We start from the raw sequence: 14788 nt of genomic DNA, 5'->3' as shown, positions 1-14788 counted from the left end.
TCAGAGGTTTTTTGATGTTTTATTTTGCTTTTTCAAGAGTAAAAATAAATTCCGTTCCCACACCAACAGTGCTGATTACATTAATATTCTGCTTGTGGGCGTTGATGATCTCTTTCACAATAGCAAGTCCAAGGCCGGTTCCCTTACGGTCTTTTCCACGGGAGGCATCAATCTTGTAGAAACGGTCCCAGATTTTGGAAAGACTTTCTTTTGGAATTCCGGTTCCCCGGTCTTTGACAGAGACAAAAACTTTGCCATGGTTGACGGTTGTTTCCAGTGTAATGGAAGAATTGTCGCTGCTGAATTTTACTGCATTGTCCAATAAATTGTACAGTACCTGTTGGATCTGCTCCATATCCGCGCGGACGAACAGCTCTTTGCCTGCCAGAAGGAGTTCCAGCCGGATATTCCGCTCCGAACAGGTCCCCTCGAAGGAGGCCGCTGTAGTACGGATGGTTTCGTTGATATCAAAACGCCGCATGTGCATCATCCGTTTTTTGACATCCAGTTCGTTTAAGGTAAGGAGGCTTCGGGTCAATTTCTCCAGACGTGTGGATTCAAAGGCAATGACTTTCAGATAGCGTTCCTGCATTTCCGGTGGGATGGTACCATCCAGCATGGCTTCCACATATCCTTTGATGGAGGTCAGAGGTGAGCGGAAATCATGGGATACGTTGGAGATAAACTGTCGCTGATATTCTCCGTTTTTGTTCAGCTTGTCTGCCATGTAATTCAGGGAGTGGGAAAGATATCCCATCTCATCTTCAGAATCCACTGGAATCGTATAGGAAAGATTTCCGTTGGCAAATTCCAGAGCGCCTTTTAAAATTTTTTTCAGAGGTTTATGGACCCGGTAAAAGTAGATCAGAAGAAAACTGAAAAGCAGTGCATAGATCACAATAAAGATCAGGATCATAACCTCTACGATATTGCTGCGGCTTTCGTAGAGGTTTTTCATAGGGTAGTGGATTGCCAGATAACCAATCACCTGGTCTGTATCTTTTATGGGAACGACGGTGCTTAACTGCGTGGTTTTGAATGTCCCATAAAACGTACCGGAAGAATAACAGATATTTTCGTAATCTGCAGGCCGGAAATTTTTGACAGTGATCTCACCGGAGCCGGAAGACTGTTCATCTGTGTTTATCAGAACGGTTCCGTCCGTGTCCATGACCCAGAAATCTGCATTTTGAAATGCGGCAGCAGAGGAAAGAGCCAGGGAGAGGGAGGCATTTTCCGGGTCTTTTACAGACTGACGGAGTTCATTTCCGGAAACCATCTGGCTGGCTGCGCGGTAAAGGGACTCTCCGGTGGAGCGTTCAAGCCTTTTTTCTACCAGATAGGAGCCTCCGGAGGAAAGGAGCAGAAAGCAGATTCCGCCCAGCACAAAATACAGGATCAGCAGTTTGGTATAAAGATGCTGTTTCATGAATCTTTTACCTCAAATTTGTAACCGATGCCCCAGACTGTGGAAAGCGCCCAGTTTGGATTATCCTTGATCTTCTCACGGAGACGTTTGATGTGAACGTCTACAGTCCTGGTATCTCCGATGTATTCATAGCCCCAGATATGATCCAGAAGCTGCTCCCTTGTGAAAACCTGATTGGGAGAAGCTGCCAGAAAATAGAGAAGCTCCAGTTCCTTTGGCGGCATATCGATCTGATGTCCCATATATGTCACAGAATAGTTGGTCAGGTTGATCACCAGATCCGGGTAGGATACACATTTTTCCTTTGGTGCGGCAGACGGTGATTTTACATGGAATCTGCGAAGCACTGCACGGACACGGGCAACCAGTTCTTTGGAGTCGAAAGGTTTGATGATGTAATCGTCTGCTCCAAGTTCCAGTCCCAGGACTTTGTCAAAGGTTTCTCCTTTGGCGGAAAGCATGATAATCGGTACATCGGAAGTATGACGGATCTCACGACATACCTGGTATCCGTCAATGCCCGGAAGCATCAGATCCAGAAGGATCAGATCCGGGTGAAAAATATGGAACTGCTTCAGGGCTTCCTCGCCGTCATTTACGATCTTGGTCTCAAAGCATTCTTTTGTGAGGTAGAGAGCTACCAGCTCTGCGATGTTGTTGTCATCGTCAACAATGAGGATTTTCTGTTTTGTAGCCATGGTTTCCGCTCCTTTTTTATTTCTTGAATTCTACGATGGTTACGCCGGCATCGCCTTCTCCGAATTCTCCGAGACGGAAGGAAGCTACATGTTTCTGGCGTTTCAGGTAATTGTGGACACCTTTTCTGAGGGCGCCGGTACCTTTTCCGTGAACAATGCGGACGGATTTCATGTGTGCGATGTAGGCGTCATCCAGATATTTGTCCAGCTCTGCAACTGCTTCGTCCACGGTTTTTCCCAGAAGATTGATCTCTGTGGAAATGCTGGCCGCTTTTGACATGCGGATCTTTCCGGCACCGGTACGCTGCATGGACGGGGTGGTGATCACCGGCTCGTCCACAAGCTCCAGATCGGAGATATGTACTTTGGAACGGATGATTCCCATCTGCACAAAGAGATATCCCTTGGAATCCGGATGGCTGGAAACGGTTCCTTTCAGATTCAGGCTGAGAACTTTTACAGTATCGCCAAGAGAAAGATCGGATGGTTTCAGCTGCTTCTTTGGTTTTTGCTTCTGCTGTTTGGAAGACATGCCTTTTTCAGCCTTTGACATACGTTTCTTCAGATTCTGCCGCTCTTTTTCCACAGAAGCGGTATCTACGTGATCCTTCTGGAATTTATGGAAAAGTTTCATGGTCTGGTCTGCGTATTCCTTGGTATCACGGAGAATCGCATGTGCCTGTTCATTGGCTTCTCTTAAGATGCGTTCTTTTCGTTCGTCCAGTTTTTCTTCTTTTTCCTGGAGGGATTTTTTCAGTTCTTCTACCTGCTCTTTGTAACGGGCAATTTCTGCACGTTCGTTTTCGATGGTGACTCGGCTCTGCTCCAGGGATGTCAGAACATCTTCAAAAGATTCATCCTGTTCACTGATCTGCTCTTTTGCCTTGTCGATGATGAAATCCGGAAGTCCCAGTTTGGAGGAAATGGCAAATGCGTTACTTTTTCCGGGAACACCGATCAGAAGACGGTAGGTGGGGCGTAAAGTTTCCACATCGAATTCACAGCAGGCATTTTCCACACCCGGGGTAGAGAGGGCATAGATTTTCAGCTCACTGTAATGAGTGGTTGCCATGGTGCGGATGCCCTGTTCGTGAAGATGGGACAGGATCGCAATGGCAAGAGCAGCACCCTCGGTAGGGTCAGTACCTGCACCAAGCTCATCGAAGAGAACCAGGGAATCCTGATCTGCGGATTTCAGGAAGGAAACCACGTTTGTCATATGAGAGGAGAAGGTACTTAAGGACTGCTCAATGCTCTGCTCATCTCCGATATCTGCATAGACTTCGCGGAAAAGTGCAAGTTCAGAACGGTCCAGTGCCGGGATATGAAGGCCTGCCTGGCCCATAAGGGTAAGAAGTCCCACGGTTTTCAGGGAGACAGTTTTACCACCGGTGTTTGGTCCTGTGACAACCAGGAGGTCAAAATCATCTCCAAGGCGGATGTCAATAGGAACGGCTTTTTTCTTGTCAATCAGCGGGTGACGGGCCTGGCGCAGGCGAATCCGTCCTTCAGTATTGAAGATCGGTTCGCTGGCATTCATGTCCATGGCAAGAGCGGCGCGGGCAAAGATAAAGTCCAGCTGTACCATGATGGAAAGATCTGCGTGGATGGCTTCCAGCTCTGCGGCTACCTGCTGGCTTAAAGACGCAAGGATCACTTCGATCTCTTTCTGTTCTTTCAGCTCCAGCTCGCGGATGTCGTTGTTCAGTTTGACAACAGCCATAGGCTCAATGAAAAGAGTGGAACCTGTGGCGGACTGGTCGTGGATCATACCGGCTACCTGGCCTTTGTACTCGGCTTTTACCGGGATACAGTAGCGGCCGTCACGCATGGTGATGACAGAATCCTGAAGATAATTCCGGGCGCTTCCTGCAACCAGAGAAGAAAGCTGGGTGTGGATCCGGTCGTTGGTGGCCTTGATGCTGCGGCGGATCTGACGAAGGGTGCTGCTGGCATCGTCACTGATCTCATCCTCGGAAAGGATACAGCGGCGGATCTCTGTGCTCAGAGGTGTGAGAGGTTCCAGTGCCGCAAACATTCCGTCAAGTGAATCGGTCATTCCATCGTCACGGTCATTTCTGGAATAGGCTTTGACACGGCCGGTATTTTCCAGAAGACTGCAGACGGAAAGCAGCTCCGGCGCGTTCAGGGCGCTGCCTACAGTAAGACGTTTCAGTGTGCCCCGGATATCCTTGACACTTCCAAAGGAAATGCCGCCTTTTTTGAACAGGCGTGCAAGGGCATCGTGGGTCTGCAGCTGCATGGACCGGATTTCCTCGATATCTGTGGAAGGGGTAAGCTTCCGGCAGAGATCTTTTCCCATGGGGGAGGAAGCCTTGTCTGTCAGCAGATCTATGATTTTATAGTATTCAAGTGCTTTGTATGCTTTTTTGTTCATTGTTGCTGTAGTTACTCCTTTTTGTTACTTCTGTTGATCTCGTGTTTTTCTGCGTAACACAGGATATGCAAAAAAACACTTCGTTTCCTATTTTACATGATTTCCATAGCAAAGGAAAGTAAAATGTGTTATGATACTGAATAAAGCCCGGATGTAAGGGGAGACTGTGCGAAAATGCAGGGAAAGCCCGGACCGGGATGCAGCCAGAGACCGTAGAAAAAGGCTGGCGGTGAATGCAAAGTGTGAAGTGGACGGGGAAGTGAGTATGTCCGCTTTAAAAGTAAAAAAGAACAGAAAGGCAAGAATTTTATGCGTTTTTTAAATGAATTACATGAGGGAGACAGAGTAAACGGAATCTATCTCTGCAAACAGAAACAGGCAGCTACAACAAAGAACGGAAAGCCCTATGAAAATCTGATCCTTCAGGATAAAACAGGTGTGATCGATGGTAAGATCTGGGACCCAAATTCTCTGGGGATCGATGATTTTGATGCCCTGGATTACATTGAGATCATGGGAGATGTGACAAGTTTTGCAGGTGCCATGCAGCTGAACATTAAGAGAGCACGCAAGGCAGGAGAAGGGGAGTATGATCCGGCAGATTATCTTCCTACCAGTGAGAACAGTGTGGACGATATGCAGAGCCAGCTGCGCGACCTGATCAACAGTGTGAAGAATCCGTATCTTTCCCAGCTTCTGAAGAAGCTTTTTATGGAAGATCAGGAATTTATGAAGGTGTTTGAAGGTCATTCCGCAGCCAAGACCGTGCATCATGGATTTATCGGCGGACTGATGGAGCACACCCTTGGAGTGACACGTCTCTGTGATTACATGGCAAATGCCTATCCGCTTTTGAACCGTGATCTTCTGATCACAACCGCTCTTCTTCATGATGTGGGCAAGACCAAGGAGCTTTCAGCTTTTCCGATGAATGATTATACAGACGAGGGACAGCTTCTGGGACACATTGTGATCGGGGCACAGATGGTACACGACCTGGTAAAAGAGATCCCGGATTTTCCTGAGAAACTTGAGAATCAGGTAATCCATTGCATCCTTGCCCATCACGGTGAGCTGGAGTACGGCTCTCCCAAGAAACCGGCACTTGCAGAGGCAGTAGCTCTGAATCTGGCAGACAATACCGATGCAAGAATGGAGACACTGACAGAGATTTTCCACGCAGACAAGGGCAAAAAAGAATGGCTCGGTTATAACCGCCTTTTTGAGTCCAATTTAAGAAGAACAGGAGATATTTAATAGATGGAATTCCGTAAAAACGATATACTGACTTTGGATATAGAGGATTGCGGAGTTGACGGTGAAGGTATCGGGAAAGCCGATGGCTTCACCGTTTTTGTGAAGGACGCCGTGATCGGAGACCGGATCAGCGCCAAGATCATCAAGGCAAAAAAGAACTACGGCTATGGCCGTCTGATGGAGGTGATCACACCGTCCCCGTATCGTGTGAAACCGGCCTGCTCCATTGCCCGCCAGTGCGGAGGATGCCAGCTTCAGGCATTATCCTATGAGCAGCAGCTGAAATTCAAGGAGAAAAAAGTCCGTGGCCATCTGGAGCGGATCGGCGGTTTTAAGGATTTCCCGATGGAGACGATCATGGGAATGGACGAGCCTTACCATTACCGCAACAAGGCACAGTTCCCGGTAGGAAAAAATAAAGACGGAAAGATCATCACCGGTTTTTATGCAGGAAGGACCCACTCTATTATTGACAACCGGGACTGTATTCTGGGAGTGAAACAGAATAAGGATGTTTTGGACCGTGTGATCGGCCACATGGAAAAATATCATGTCCAGCCTTACGATGAGACGACAGGCAAAGGCCTTGTACGCCATATTATGATCCGCTATGGTTTCCATACAGATGAGATGATGGTCTGTCTGATCTTAAACGGAGATAAGATCCCGGCAGAAAAAGCTCTGGTGGACTCTTTGTGTGAAATTCCGGAAATGACCAGCATCACCATCAATGTCAATAAAAAACGGAACAATGTGATCCTGGGAGATAAGCTTCGTCTCCTCTGGGGACAGTCCTATATAACGGACAGTATCGGAAATATCTCCTATCAGATCTCGCCGCTGTCCTTTTTCCAGGTCAATCCCATCCAGACCGAAAAACTGTACGGAAAGGCCCTGGAGTACGCAGGTCTCACCGGAAATGAAACAGTCTGGGACCTGTACTGTGGAATCGGAACCATCTCCCTGTTCCTGGCTCAGAAAGCAAAATTTGTCCGCGGCGTGGAGATCGTACCACAGGCCATTGACAATGCAAGAGAGAATGCTAAGCTTAATGGAATCGAGAACGTGGAGTTTTTTGTTGGAAAAGCAGAGGAAGTGCTGCCGAGAGAGTATGAGAAGAATGGCGTTTATGCAGACGTTATCGTGGTAGACCCGCCACGGAAGGGCTGTGATGAGGTACTTCTGAATACGATCCTTAAAATGAAGCCGGAGAGGGTTGTGTATGTGAGCTGTGATAGTGCTACGTTGGCCAGGGATCTGAAAGTGCTTTGTGCGGAGGATTATGAACTGGTGCGGGTTTCTACTACTGATATGTTTCCGCAGAGTACGCATATAGAGACTGTGGTAAGACTACAAAGGAAACATACCTAGAAATCCTTGAATTTACGCACTTTGTTGACTTTTTCAGTTTCAACAGATTAGAGGAAAATCACAAGGAAAAGGTACTTGTAAACAAAGTAACCGTTGTGGTTGCCTTAGACCTCGGTACGGGGAACACAAAAAATCCTGGATTATGAAAGTGAATATAGCGCTATCAATACATTGATAGAAGATAGGGATACTTGCAGCAGAGTGTCCCTATTTTTTATACAAAATTTTAAAATTCAGGAGGAAAAACAAATGGGAACAACACAGCGTAAAGAGCAAAGAAAAATGAAATTGGAAAAGGAAATCATCAGATTAACAAAACTGCATCAGAAGCCCCGGAAGATTGGAGGAAGGATTTCTGTGCTGGATCGGCTTCATCTGAAGCAGGCTGAGATTGCCAGAAGGAGCGGGAAGTCTGTGCCGCAGATTGCGGCAGAAGAAATGGAGCGGAGAAGAAAATAAAGAAGAGGAAGATGTTTGCTTATGTATGGCAGGCATCTTCCTCTTTCTTTTATGGTGTCAATGTATAGCGGGTGATATTCATCCAATTTTTTGGAAAGCCCATGTGTTCCAACAGTTCATTCTCTGTAATATGTATCAGCTTTTTGTTCACCCTGGATATTTCGATGGTTAGTTTTCTTTTAAATTTCAGAAAATCTTCTTTGGGCAGGAGATAGCGGAAAGCAATTACAACAGCGAAAAGATCTTGTTTTCCGCAAATATATTGATTTCCTTGTTGGGGTATATTTAGTTTTGCGTGCAGCGGTGTATCTAAAATCTGGTCTACTGTACGATATGAAAAAAGACGATCACCGTGGGCGCATACATTGCGGTATTTTGTCAGGACAGATAAAAAGCGTTCAAGCTGTCGCTGGTTTATATTGGAAAAATGACGACAGATTTTAGAACGGAGTGATTGTTCCAGAACATTGTACATTTTGGAAAGGCTGCCAAAAGTTAGAACGCTTGTTGTAATCCAGAGAGGAATATTCCCATATTTTGTCCGGTAGTAATTAACATGGGTATAATCCGTGGTGGTGATTGCTCCATGCAGTTTGCGGATTAATCCGGCAATGATTTTCTTATTGCGTGAAGTATTATTGTAATTACAGGGGTTCATATACTCTGTTTGAGAAATCCCATGTGCTTCTACAAAATGATACGCAATCAGATTTCCGATATGACGTTCTATTTGGAGCAAGTATTTCAAAAATAACTCTCTTAGTTCGGCATCAAATTGATAGAGGGCGACAATTTCATCAAAAGAAGTCCCCGGTTTATATTTCTTTGAGAAAGGGATTCGGAACAATTCTTTATATCCACCCATCAGGGCAAAGTAACCAATACGCTGCAGAACATCCTCTGCGGATTGCTTATTAGCGATGGTGATTCCTTTTTCGTTTCTCAGATAATCAATTTGTTGGGTAAAAGTTAAAAACTGTTTTGAAACTGCCATGATAAAATCTCCTGAAATGTAAAAGAGGGAGAGACTCGAAAGCTCTCCCCCGCCTGTGGGCTTCGCAAGTTTCCACAGAACGATCACTGAACTAAATATAGCAAAATTGGCCTGAAAAGTCAATCCTGCAAATCCAGTTCTTTTTATTATATGCCATTCTGACGTAGAAGATACGGGATTGTCAGCATAGTTATTTCAATTCACCGTGTTTTTCTTCATGGTGTGCAATGGCCTGACGGATCAGGTAGAGTACCTCACCGTTAATGGAACGCCCTTCAAACTCTGCAAGGCTTTTCAGCTTCTTATGCGTTTCTGAATCAATGCGTAAGCCTAAATGCTTATCTTTTTCCATAATACCTCCCTGTTATTGAAAAGTACAAAATAAGTTCGCTAAAGCAAGTACATTTTAAGTACAAATAGTGGTATGATGTGATAAATGAACTTATTTTAAGTACACTATATTTTGCAAAGGGAAGAACAATGAGAAAAAAGAGGAATGAAAAATATTATCATATCCGGTCAAATGTATTTTGGCTGATGATTGTAAGTTTTATACTGTTGTTTCTGGGGGCGTTTTTTAGGAATGAATTATATGAAAAATGGCTTCGGATTGGTGGCCAGGAAGAAGTTGTCTTTGAGAAAATTTCTACTAAACTGGGGAATGAAGAAGAATGTTATCTGTGTGGAAACAACGTCCGGAGTTTAATGGGATATTATAGGAATCTGGATACGATAGGATTGATTTCACTAAATGACTGGTATGTTTTGGAGTTTCGTTTGAAAAATAGTGGTGATGATAGGCATAATCGAGGAGAAGAGAATTATACGACGTCCACTTTTGGAAATACAGGAGAAATCCGTTATTCTTCTGACAGCAATTTCGATGGAGCTATGGCATCAATAGAAGTTACCCTGCCAGAGGATTATGGTGTGGAAATCAAAGAATTACGGAAACATCTCTGCCAGGAATGTCTAGATAAGATAATGGAATCCCTGGTATTTTTTAAATGGAAAAATGAGCGGAAAGAAGCGATTCCGCTTTGCCTGGTTGATTTTCAGACGCTGGAGATCTATTCTCTCCAGGATTGGCAGCGTGGATGCCTGATTAGAAATTATTGGGTGGAGATTGAGCCGGTAGGGAATGAAATAACTGTAAATGCTTATACTATTCCCCATCAGCAGTAGCAGGACATGCTCATGGTATGGCAATCATCCATGAGCATGTTAGAGTATGAAATACCAGCTACGAGCGGACCATATCTTTTTCTTGGCCATTCTGCCGGAAACGGGATTTCTCCAGGAATATTTCTACATTGGAGCATACCGTGTTCAGCTCTTTTTCAAATTTTCGGAGATTTTGATAGGCTTCTTTTTGGCTGCTTTTTAGCACGGTCAGTTTTTCTTTTTCTTCTTTCAGCAATTTCATTGACGGCAGCTTTCCGTTAACAGAGTGTTCTTTTAAAATTTTTCTCGCAGTTTCGTATAGAGTAAGTTCTGCCTTATGTTCTTCCCGGAATTTCCCCTTATTCTTGCTGCTTAGAAATTGGCGGTATACAGATTTATTTGCCAGATATTGTCCAGTGTAATGGATCTGCTCGTTAATCTGTTTTAATGATTGTTCGGTGGAACGAAGAGCCTTTCTCATGTCAGATGTCTGTGTCTGTGCTTCGTGGTAAGCGTGTAGCAGATCCTTTTCCGTGTCATATCCATTTTCCTGAATGTAGGCGACAGTTTTTGCCAGCTGTTGTAAATTAGAGAGCTTTACTTTTCTGGCATAAGCAGCACTTTGCTGTGCTTTATAACAGTTCTGCAGATCGACTACAAGCCGTAAGTCAGATTTAATGAATACAGAAGCGGAAAGCTCTTGCTGATTTTCAGAAGCTGATTTATCAGCAGGGAAAATTGGATCGGATAGAATAGATGAATGTCGGGTATTTTCTTCAAATATGGCCTGAAGATATGATTCCTCAAAATGTGTCCCCAGATTTCGTCCTGTAATATATTTCCCACGTTCCGGATGGAGATAACTGAATCGTCCACGACTGATTTTAAGTGAAATATTAAATCTTTTCATAAGTATTTTCTGAAATTCATCCAGACTGCAGGCGGAAGCGGCAACTTCACTAATGGCATTACGGAGAAATTGTTTTTGTGTCTCAAACTTTGTTTTACGTGGAGTAATACCGTCTGCAAGCATCTTCCGATTTCGTTCATCCATTTTCTTCTGCCCTCTGCGTTGTACCCGGTATTCACGGTCAGTGACTTTCTTTTCTGCAGGAGAGAGCAAATCTACTTGGTGCAGACCTTCCCGATGGCACAGATCCATTACATCCTGTTTTAGATAAGCAAGATAATTTTTTGTGAGATGATGTTTATATCCGGCACGGGAATCGCAGGAACGCTCCATAAAGCCACGATGTTCCACATCATATTTTCGCAGACTGTTAATCACAATATGCACATGGATATTGCCGCTTTCGTTATTTCCGTCTGTGTGGGTGCAGACTAAAGCCTGGTGTCCGGGAAAATTTTTGCGGGTATATTCTATACCAAGCTGCTGTGCCCGTTCTCCAGTCAATCCATTTTCTGTCACATCTTTCGGATCGAAACTAAGAATATAATGATGAGATTTTATTTCATCAAATGTCTGATTTTTACGATACTGAGCGTTCAGTTCCTTACATTCCATATCAAAAGTGAAAGGATCACAGTTCATGCCGTCCAGATAATATTCCTCACGTGGGATCATCCTGCCGCTCTCATCAAGGACAGGTTTCATGGCGGCTTCATCATATTGGAACATGAGATAGCGCTGAGCCTCTCCATAATCCGCATTTTTACTGGTGATATGTTTCAGGATGGCCATGAGCGGCAGCTCCTTTCTGTATGGAAGAAAGTTCCGCAGAGAGGGAGTGGAGATCTCCCGCCATTTTTAAAACTTCATGTTTCATTTCAAAAATATCTGCAATTCCCTGTTGAATATACTTTCGCATTTCCTGAGAATGGATACCGCCGCTGTTAAAGTAGCGTGCGATCTGGTTCAAATTGCTGCCGATTTTTCCAAACTCTCCGATCAGCTTTTTCAGCTCAGGAAGATCTGCCACAATCTCATAAGTGATCTTTGGAGTCTTCCCGGTGATGAGTTTCCTTGCGTACTCGGCCAACGGAAGAGAAGCATTTTTTGCATTGGAAGAGATAATCTCATATTCTGTATCTGTCAGGCGCAGCATGATCTGGTGATTTCGTTTCAACTCTTTATGTTTTTTGGGACGTGCCACTTGCTGTTTCCTCCTTTGAAAATAACCTTATAGGAATAAGCCTATTGGAATATCTTTGTGGGAAGAGCAATCCGTAATTTAAAAAATTACGCTGCGACTGATAAGGAGCCAAAACAGCATATATGGAAATATGCGTTATTCGAGGGTATGGGGAGCGAAATCCTCATCAAGTTTGCGGGGGAACGGAAACCACGAAAGTGAGTTTTGAGTTACTCAGGCGAAACTTGCTCTTATGCTCTTCTTATGTTCTTCGACTGGAGAGACGCCGGCATGACAGACTATGTGGCGATTGTGAAGAAGTGTGAGGGAGATATTGTGTATACCGTAGAAGGGAATACGAGTACGACAGTGAATGGCAATAGCGTCAGGGGAGTGTGGTAGCATCAGTATCCGATTGGGAGTGGACGTATTCTTGGTTACGGTATGTTATCTTAATGTTGTTAAATAATTTTAGACGTCATTTGAAAAGCTGTTGCTATCTCCTAAAGAGGCGGCAGCTTTTTCTCTACGATATTCTTTTGGAGTTTTCCCATACAGTTCTTTAAATTTGTTGTGAAAAAAGCTGCTGTTTTCGTAGCCTACTGTATGGAGAATGTCTTCTGTAGATAAAGTTGCCTTGGATTATTTTGACGCGAGCATCAACAGAATCTCCGCATGGGTTGTAGGATTCCGTAATTTCCAGAAAGCACTTTTAAATGCACTGCTGACACCAAATGAAACACTGAAACAACTGCAGGACGAAGGACGTATGACAGAGCTGATGGTAAAGCAGGAAGAGATAAAAACACTGCCCTTTGGTGATGTGTGGGCCGAGTATTGTGAAGAATGCGGAGCGCCAAAAGACGGTACGTGGTTCGGGGAAATTGAGAAATACGAAGAGACGGTATTGACAAAAAGAGTGTAGGAGGGAAAAGCCGTGAGTGTATTGGATACAAAATTTGTACAGGGATTTATCCGTATGTGTAACGATGGATGGGAGCAGGGATGGCACGAGAGAAACGGCGGCAACCTGTCTTACCGCATCAAAGACGAGGAAGTGGCGGAGGTAAAAGAGTTCCTTCATTATGACAATGAATGGAAACCGATTGCCACCAAAGTCCCCGGACTTGCGAGCGAATATTTCCTCGTAACAGGCAGCGGGAAATATTTCCGCAATGTCATCATTGATCCGGAGGATAGTATCTGCATCATCGAACTGGATGAAAAAGGAGAGAATTACCGCATCCTTTGGGGCCTGGTAAACGGAGGCAGACCGACCAGTGAGCTACCGAGCCACCTGATGAACCATGAAGTGAAAAAAGGCGTTACCAATGGAGCGCACCGGGTGATTTATCATGCACATACCACGAATGTGATCGCACTGACATTTGTACTGCCGTTGGAGGATAAAGTATTTACTAGAGAACTCTGGGAGATGGCGACCGAGTGCCCGGTTGTATTTCCTTCCGGAATCGGTGTAGTAGGATGGATGGTGCCGGGCGGCCGTGAGATCGCAGTGGCGACAAGTGCCCTGATGAAAGAATATGATGTGGCAATCTGGGCGCATCACGGCATGTTCTGCTCAGGGGAAGACTTTGATCTTACATTCGGATTAATGCACACCGTAGAGAAATCCGCGGAAATCCTTGTAAAGATGCTGTCCATGAGACCGGATAAAAGACAGACAATCTCACCTCAGAATTTCAGAGATTTGGCGAAAGATTTTAAAGTAACTTTACCGGAAAAGTTTCTATATGACAAATAATGTACATATCACATATTTGGCGTATCAGAAGCATGAAGCATGTTTCGATATTCCATAGGCGTACATCCGTATTTCTTGCGGAACAGCTGAAAGAAAAAGCTGGTATTCTGATATCCGACGGCAAGGCTGATATCATTTGTGGAAAGTGCGGTGCTCCTTAACAGTTTTGCCGCCTGAGAAAGCCGCTGTGTCTGGACCAGCTCTTTGTAAGTGATTCCGGTATGCTGGCGGATATAGGCAGAGAGATAGTTTGGGTGCATATTAAAAAACTCAGCTGTAGAAGAAAGGGTACAGTCCGCAAAGTTTGTTTCGATATATCGGAGTATGGTATAAATCTGATCCACTGAGGAGTGATCCAGAACCATACCGTGCTGGAACAGATTGATCATCTCACAGGTGATCAGTGTAAAAAGACTGTCTAAAAAAGGCCCGGATGTTACGGACGGAGAATAAAATTCACAGAGAAACTGGTTGGTAAGATCTGCCAGCCGGTTTTGTTTTTGTTCCGGGGAAAAGACAATATACTTGCTTTCCTGCATCGTGGTGTTCAGAGCCTCAATGAAAAAGTGTGTAAGGTAATTATCCTGAGACAGGCGTTCAAAAAAAGTACCGTTCAGATATTCGCGCGTCAGCAGAAAATTGATGATAATATCATTTTCTGAACATCTTTTGACAGAATGAGGTGCATTCTGGCTGATCAGAACCATCTGCCCGGATTTTAGCCTGAATGTAGTCTTATTTATCGTCATTGTGCAGGCGCCAGAATAAATATAACTCAATTCCAGCCACTCATGGATATGCAGAGGTACGTTTTCAAAACGATCTTGTTTTACAACAGCGAAGTTGTAATAACTCGGAAGAACTTTCTTTGAAAGAAATAAAGAACGCAGATCTTCAAGGTTCGTATCAAAACGGTAACAGGGTGTATCAAACTTACCTCTGGCAACATGAAATTTTGAATAATCTTTCTTTACACCGTTCAGACGCTGGGTTTCTTCGGGAGTGTGCTGCTTCAGAAATTGATTCAATGCAGATAATGTCATCATATATATTCTCTCCTTTTCAAGATATGAATGAACTGTGATTATAGTCATCAGCAGTTTATTTAACCTGTCTAAAATATACCATATTGGGGGCAAAGGTGTACAGAGTAATCTCGG

The 14788-nt window shown here is 44.4% G+C and carries 15 protein-coding genes; 6 read left to right on the top strand and 9 right to left on the bottom strand.

All coding sequences use genetic code 11. From position 1 onward, the window contains the following. Positions 1 to 19: 19 nt before the first annotated feature. Genes GPK81_RS05305 through GPK81_RS05295 form a run of 3 tightly spaced genes read right to left on the bottom strand, consistent with a single transcriptional unit; the run spans position 20 to position 4525 of the window. The gene (locus tag GPK81_RS05305) at positions 20 to 1429 is read right to left on the bottom strand and encodes a sensor histidine kinase (RefSeq protein ID WP_215706661.1); all 1410 of its coding nucleotides are present in this window, start codon (positions 1427 to 1429) and stop codon (positions 20 to 22) included. Further along, positions 1426 to 2127 carry a response regulator transcription factor gene (locus GPK81_RS05300; RefSeq protein WP_015524367.1) on the bottom strand — a complete coding sequence of 234 codons (702 nt, stop codon included), beginning with the start codon at positions 2125 to 2127 and terminating at the stop codon, positions 1426 to 1428. Before GPK81_RS05300 ends, GPK81_RS05305 begins: the two co-directional genes overlap by 4 nt. A 16-nt stretch (positions 2128 to 2143) precedes the next feature. Continuing rightward, positions 2144 to 4525, bottom strand: a complete 2382-nt coding sequence (locus GPK81_RS05295; RefSeq protein ID WP_118063217.1) for an endonuclease MutS2 — start codon at positions 4523 to 4525, stop codon at positions 2144 to 2146. A 309-nt stretch (positions 4526 to 4834) separates the two neighbouring features. Between GPK81_RS05295 and GPK81_RS05290 the strand changes: the two genes are divergently transcribed. From GPK81_RS05290 to GPK81_RS05280, 3 genes are all read left to right on the top strand, one after another. Continuing rightward, positions 4835 to 5782, top strand: a complete 948-nt coding sequence (locus tag GPK81_RS05290; RefSeq protein ID WP_215706660.1) for a 3'-5' exoribonuclease YhaM family protein — start codon at positions 4835 to 4837, stop codon at positions 5780 to 5782. Positions 5783 to 5785: 3 nt separating this feature from the next. Beyond that, entirely contained in the window at positions 5786 to 7153 is a 1368-nt protein-coding gene (rlmD, locus tag GPK81_RS05285) for a 23S rRNA (uracil(1939)-C(5))-methyltransferase RlmD (RefSeq protein WP_215706659.1), read from the top strand. Between the two features lie 249 nt (positions 7154 to 7402). Next, positions 7403 to 7612 (top strand): hypothetical protein, encoded by a 210-nt coding sequence (locus GPK81_RS05280; RefSeq protein WP_215706658.1) that lies wholly within the window; start codon positions 7403 to 7405, stop codon positions 7610 to 7612. Between the two features lie 49 nt (positions 7613 to 7661). On the opposite strand, the gene GPK81_RS05275 is transcribed toward GPK81_RS05280, so the two are convergent. Both GPK81_RS05275 and GPK81_RS05270 read right to left on the bottom strand, forming a co-directional pair. Further along, complete coding sequence (locus tag GPK81_RS05275; RefSeq protein ID WP_215706657.1) at positions 7662 to 8606, bottom strand: Abi family protein; 945 nt, start codon at positions 8604 to 8606, stop codon at positions 7662 to 7664. A 190-nt stretch (positions 8607 to 8796) separates the two neighbouring features. Then, positions 8797 to 8958, bottom strand: coding sequence for an Arc family DNA-binding protein (locus GPK81_RS05270; protein ID WP_215706656.1), 162 nt, complete (start codon positions 8956 to 8958; stop codon positions 8797 to 8799). Between the two features lie 128 nt (positions 8959 to 9086). Here GPK81_RS05270 and GPK81_RS05265 point away from each other — a divergent pair, with 128 nt between their 5' ends. Then, entirely contained in the window at positions 9087 to 9791 is a 705-nt protein-coding gene (locus GPK81_RS05265; protein WP_215706655.1) for a hypothetical protein, read from the top strand. 58 nt (positions 9792 to 9849) lie between these two features. Here GPK81_RS05265 and GPK81_RS05260 read toward each other — a convergent pair whose 3' ends face one another. From GPK81_RS05260 to GPK81_RS18505, 3 genes are all read right to left on the bottom strand, one after another. Continuing rightward, on the bottom strand, positions 9850 to 11472 hold the full coding sequence (locus GPK81_RS05260; RefSeq protein ID WP_215706654.1) for a relaxase/mobilization nuclease domain-containing protein: 1623 nt from the start codon (positions 11470 to 11472) through the stop codon (positions 9850 to 9852). Then, a complete protein-coding gene (locus GPK81_RS05255; RefSeq protein WP_118590429.1) occupies positions 11444 to 11884 on the bottom strand; it encodes a plasmid mobilization protein in 441 nt (146 codons plus the stop codon). The genes GPK81_RS05260 and GPK81_RS05255 overlap by 29 nt, the downstream gene beginning before the upstream one ends. 450 nt (positions 11885 to 12334) lie before the next feature. Beyond that, positions 12335 to 12478 carry an AraC family transcriptional regulator gene (locus GPK81_RS18505; RefSeq protein ID WP_117636789.1) on the bottom strand — a complete coding sequence of 48 codons (144 nt, stop codon included), beginning with the start codon at positions 12476 to 12478 and terminating at the stop codon, positions 12335 to 12337. On the opposite strand from GPK81_RS18505, the gene GPK81_RS05245 reads away from it, so the two are divergent. Beyond that, complete coding sequence (locus GPK81_RS05245) at positions 12477 to 12788, top strand: L-rhamnose isomerase (RefSeq protein WP_015522068.1); 312 nt, start codon at positions 12477 to 12479, stop codon at positions 12786 to 12788. The two genes, GPK81_RS18505 and GPK81_RS05245, sit on opposite strands and share 2 nt — an antisense overlap. A 12-nt stretch (positions 12789 to 12800) precedes the next feature. After that, on the top strand, positions 12801 to 13628 hold the full coding sequence (gene rhaD, locus GPK81_RS05240; RefSeq protein ID WP_117993833.1) for a rhamnulose-1-phosphate aldolase: 828 nt from the start codon (positions 12801 to 12803) through the stop codon (positions 13626 to 13628). Positions 13629 to 13636: 8 nt separating this feature from the next. Here the strand turns inward: rhaD and GPK81_RS05235 are convergent, their stop codons facing one another. Beyond that, positions 13637 to 14674, bottom strand: a complete 1038-nt coding sequence (locus GPK81_RS05235; protein WP_215706653.1) for an AraC family transcriptional regulator — start codon at positions 14672 to 14674, stop codon at positions 13637 to 13639. Between the last annotated feature and the right edge of the window lie 114 nt (positions 14675 to 14788).

The organism is Blautia sp. MCC283, from assembly GCF_018785565.1.
Classification (GTDB): domain Bacteria; phylum Bacillota; class Clostridia; order Lachnospirales; family Lachnospiraceae; genus Blautia_A.
Note: the sequence above shows the minus strand (reverse complement) of the source record. Positions and strands in the feature narration are given on the sequence as shown.

Excerpts from the sequence above, each read along its gene's own strand:
- GPK81_RS05305 (WP_215706661.1), bottom strand. The coding sequence starts at position 1,429 with ATGAAACAGCATCTTTATACCAAACTGCTGATCCTGTATTTTGTGCTG.
- GPK81_RS05300 (WP_015524367.1), bottom strand. The coding sequence starts at position 2,127 with ATGGCTACAAAACAGAAAATCCTCATTGTTGACGATGACAACAACATC.
- GPK81_RS05295 (WP_118063217.1), bottom strand. The coding sequence starts at position 4,525 with ATGAACAAAAAAGCATACAAAGCACTTGAATACTATAAAATCATAGAT.
- GPK81_RS05290 (WP_215706660.1), top strand. The coding sequence starts at position 4,835 with ATGCGTTTTTTAAATGAATTACATGAGGGAGACAGAGTAAACGGAATC.
- rlmD (WP_215706659.1), top strand. The coding sequence starts at position 5,786 with ATGGAATTCCGTAAAAACGATATACTGACTTTGGATATAGAGGATTGC.
- GPK81_RS05280 (WP_215706658.1), top strand. The coding sequence starts at position 7,403 with ATGGGAACAACACAGCGTAAAGAGCAAAGAAAAATGAAATTGGAAAAG.
- GPK81_RS05275 (WP_215706657.1), bottom strand. The coding sequence starts at position 8,606 with ATGGCAGTTTCAAAACAGTTTTTAACTTTTACCCAACAAATTGATTAT.
- GPK81_RS05270 (WP_215706656.1), bottom strand. The coding sequence starts at position 8,958 with ATGGAAAAAGATAAGCATTTAGGCTTACGCATTGATTCAGAAACGCAT.
- GPK81_RS05265 (WP_215706655.1), top strand. The coding sequence starts at position 9,087 with ATGAGAAAAAAGAGGAATGAAAAATATTATCATATCCGGTCAAATGTA.
- GPK81_RS05260 (WP_215706654.1), bottom strand. The coding sequence starts at position 11,472 with ATGGCCATCCTGAAACATATCACCAGTAAAAATGCGGATTATGGAGAG.
- GPK81_RS05245 (WP_015522068.1), top strand. The coding sequence starts at position 12,477 with ATGTCTTCTGTAGATAAAGTTGCCTTGGATTATTTTGACGCGAGCATC.
- GPK81_RS05235 (WP_215706653.1), bottom strand. The coding sequence starts at position 14,674 with ATGATGACATTATCTGCATTGAATCAATTTCTGAAGCAGCACACTCCC.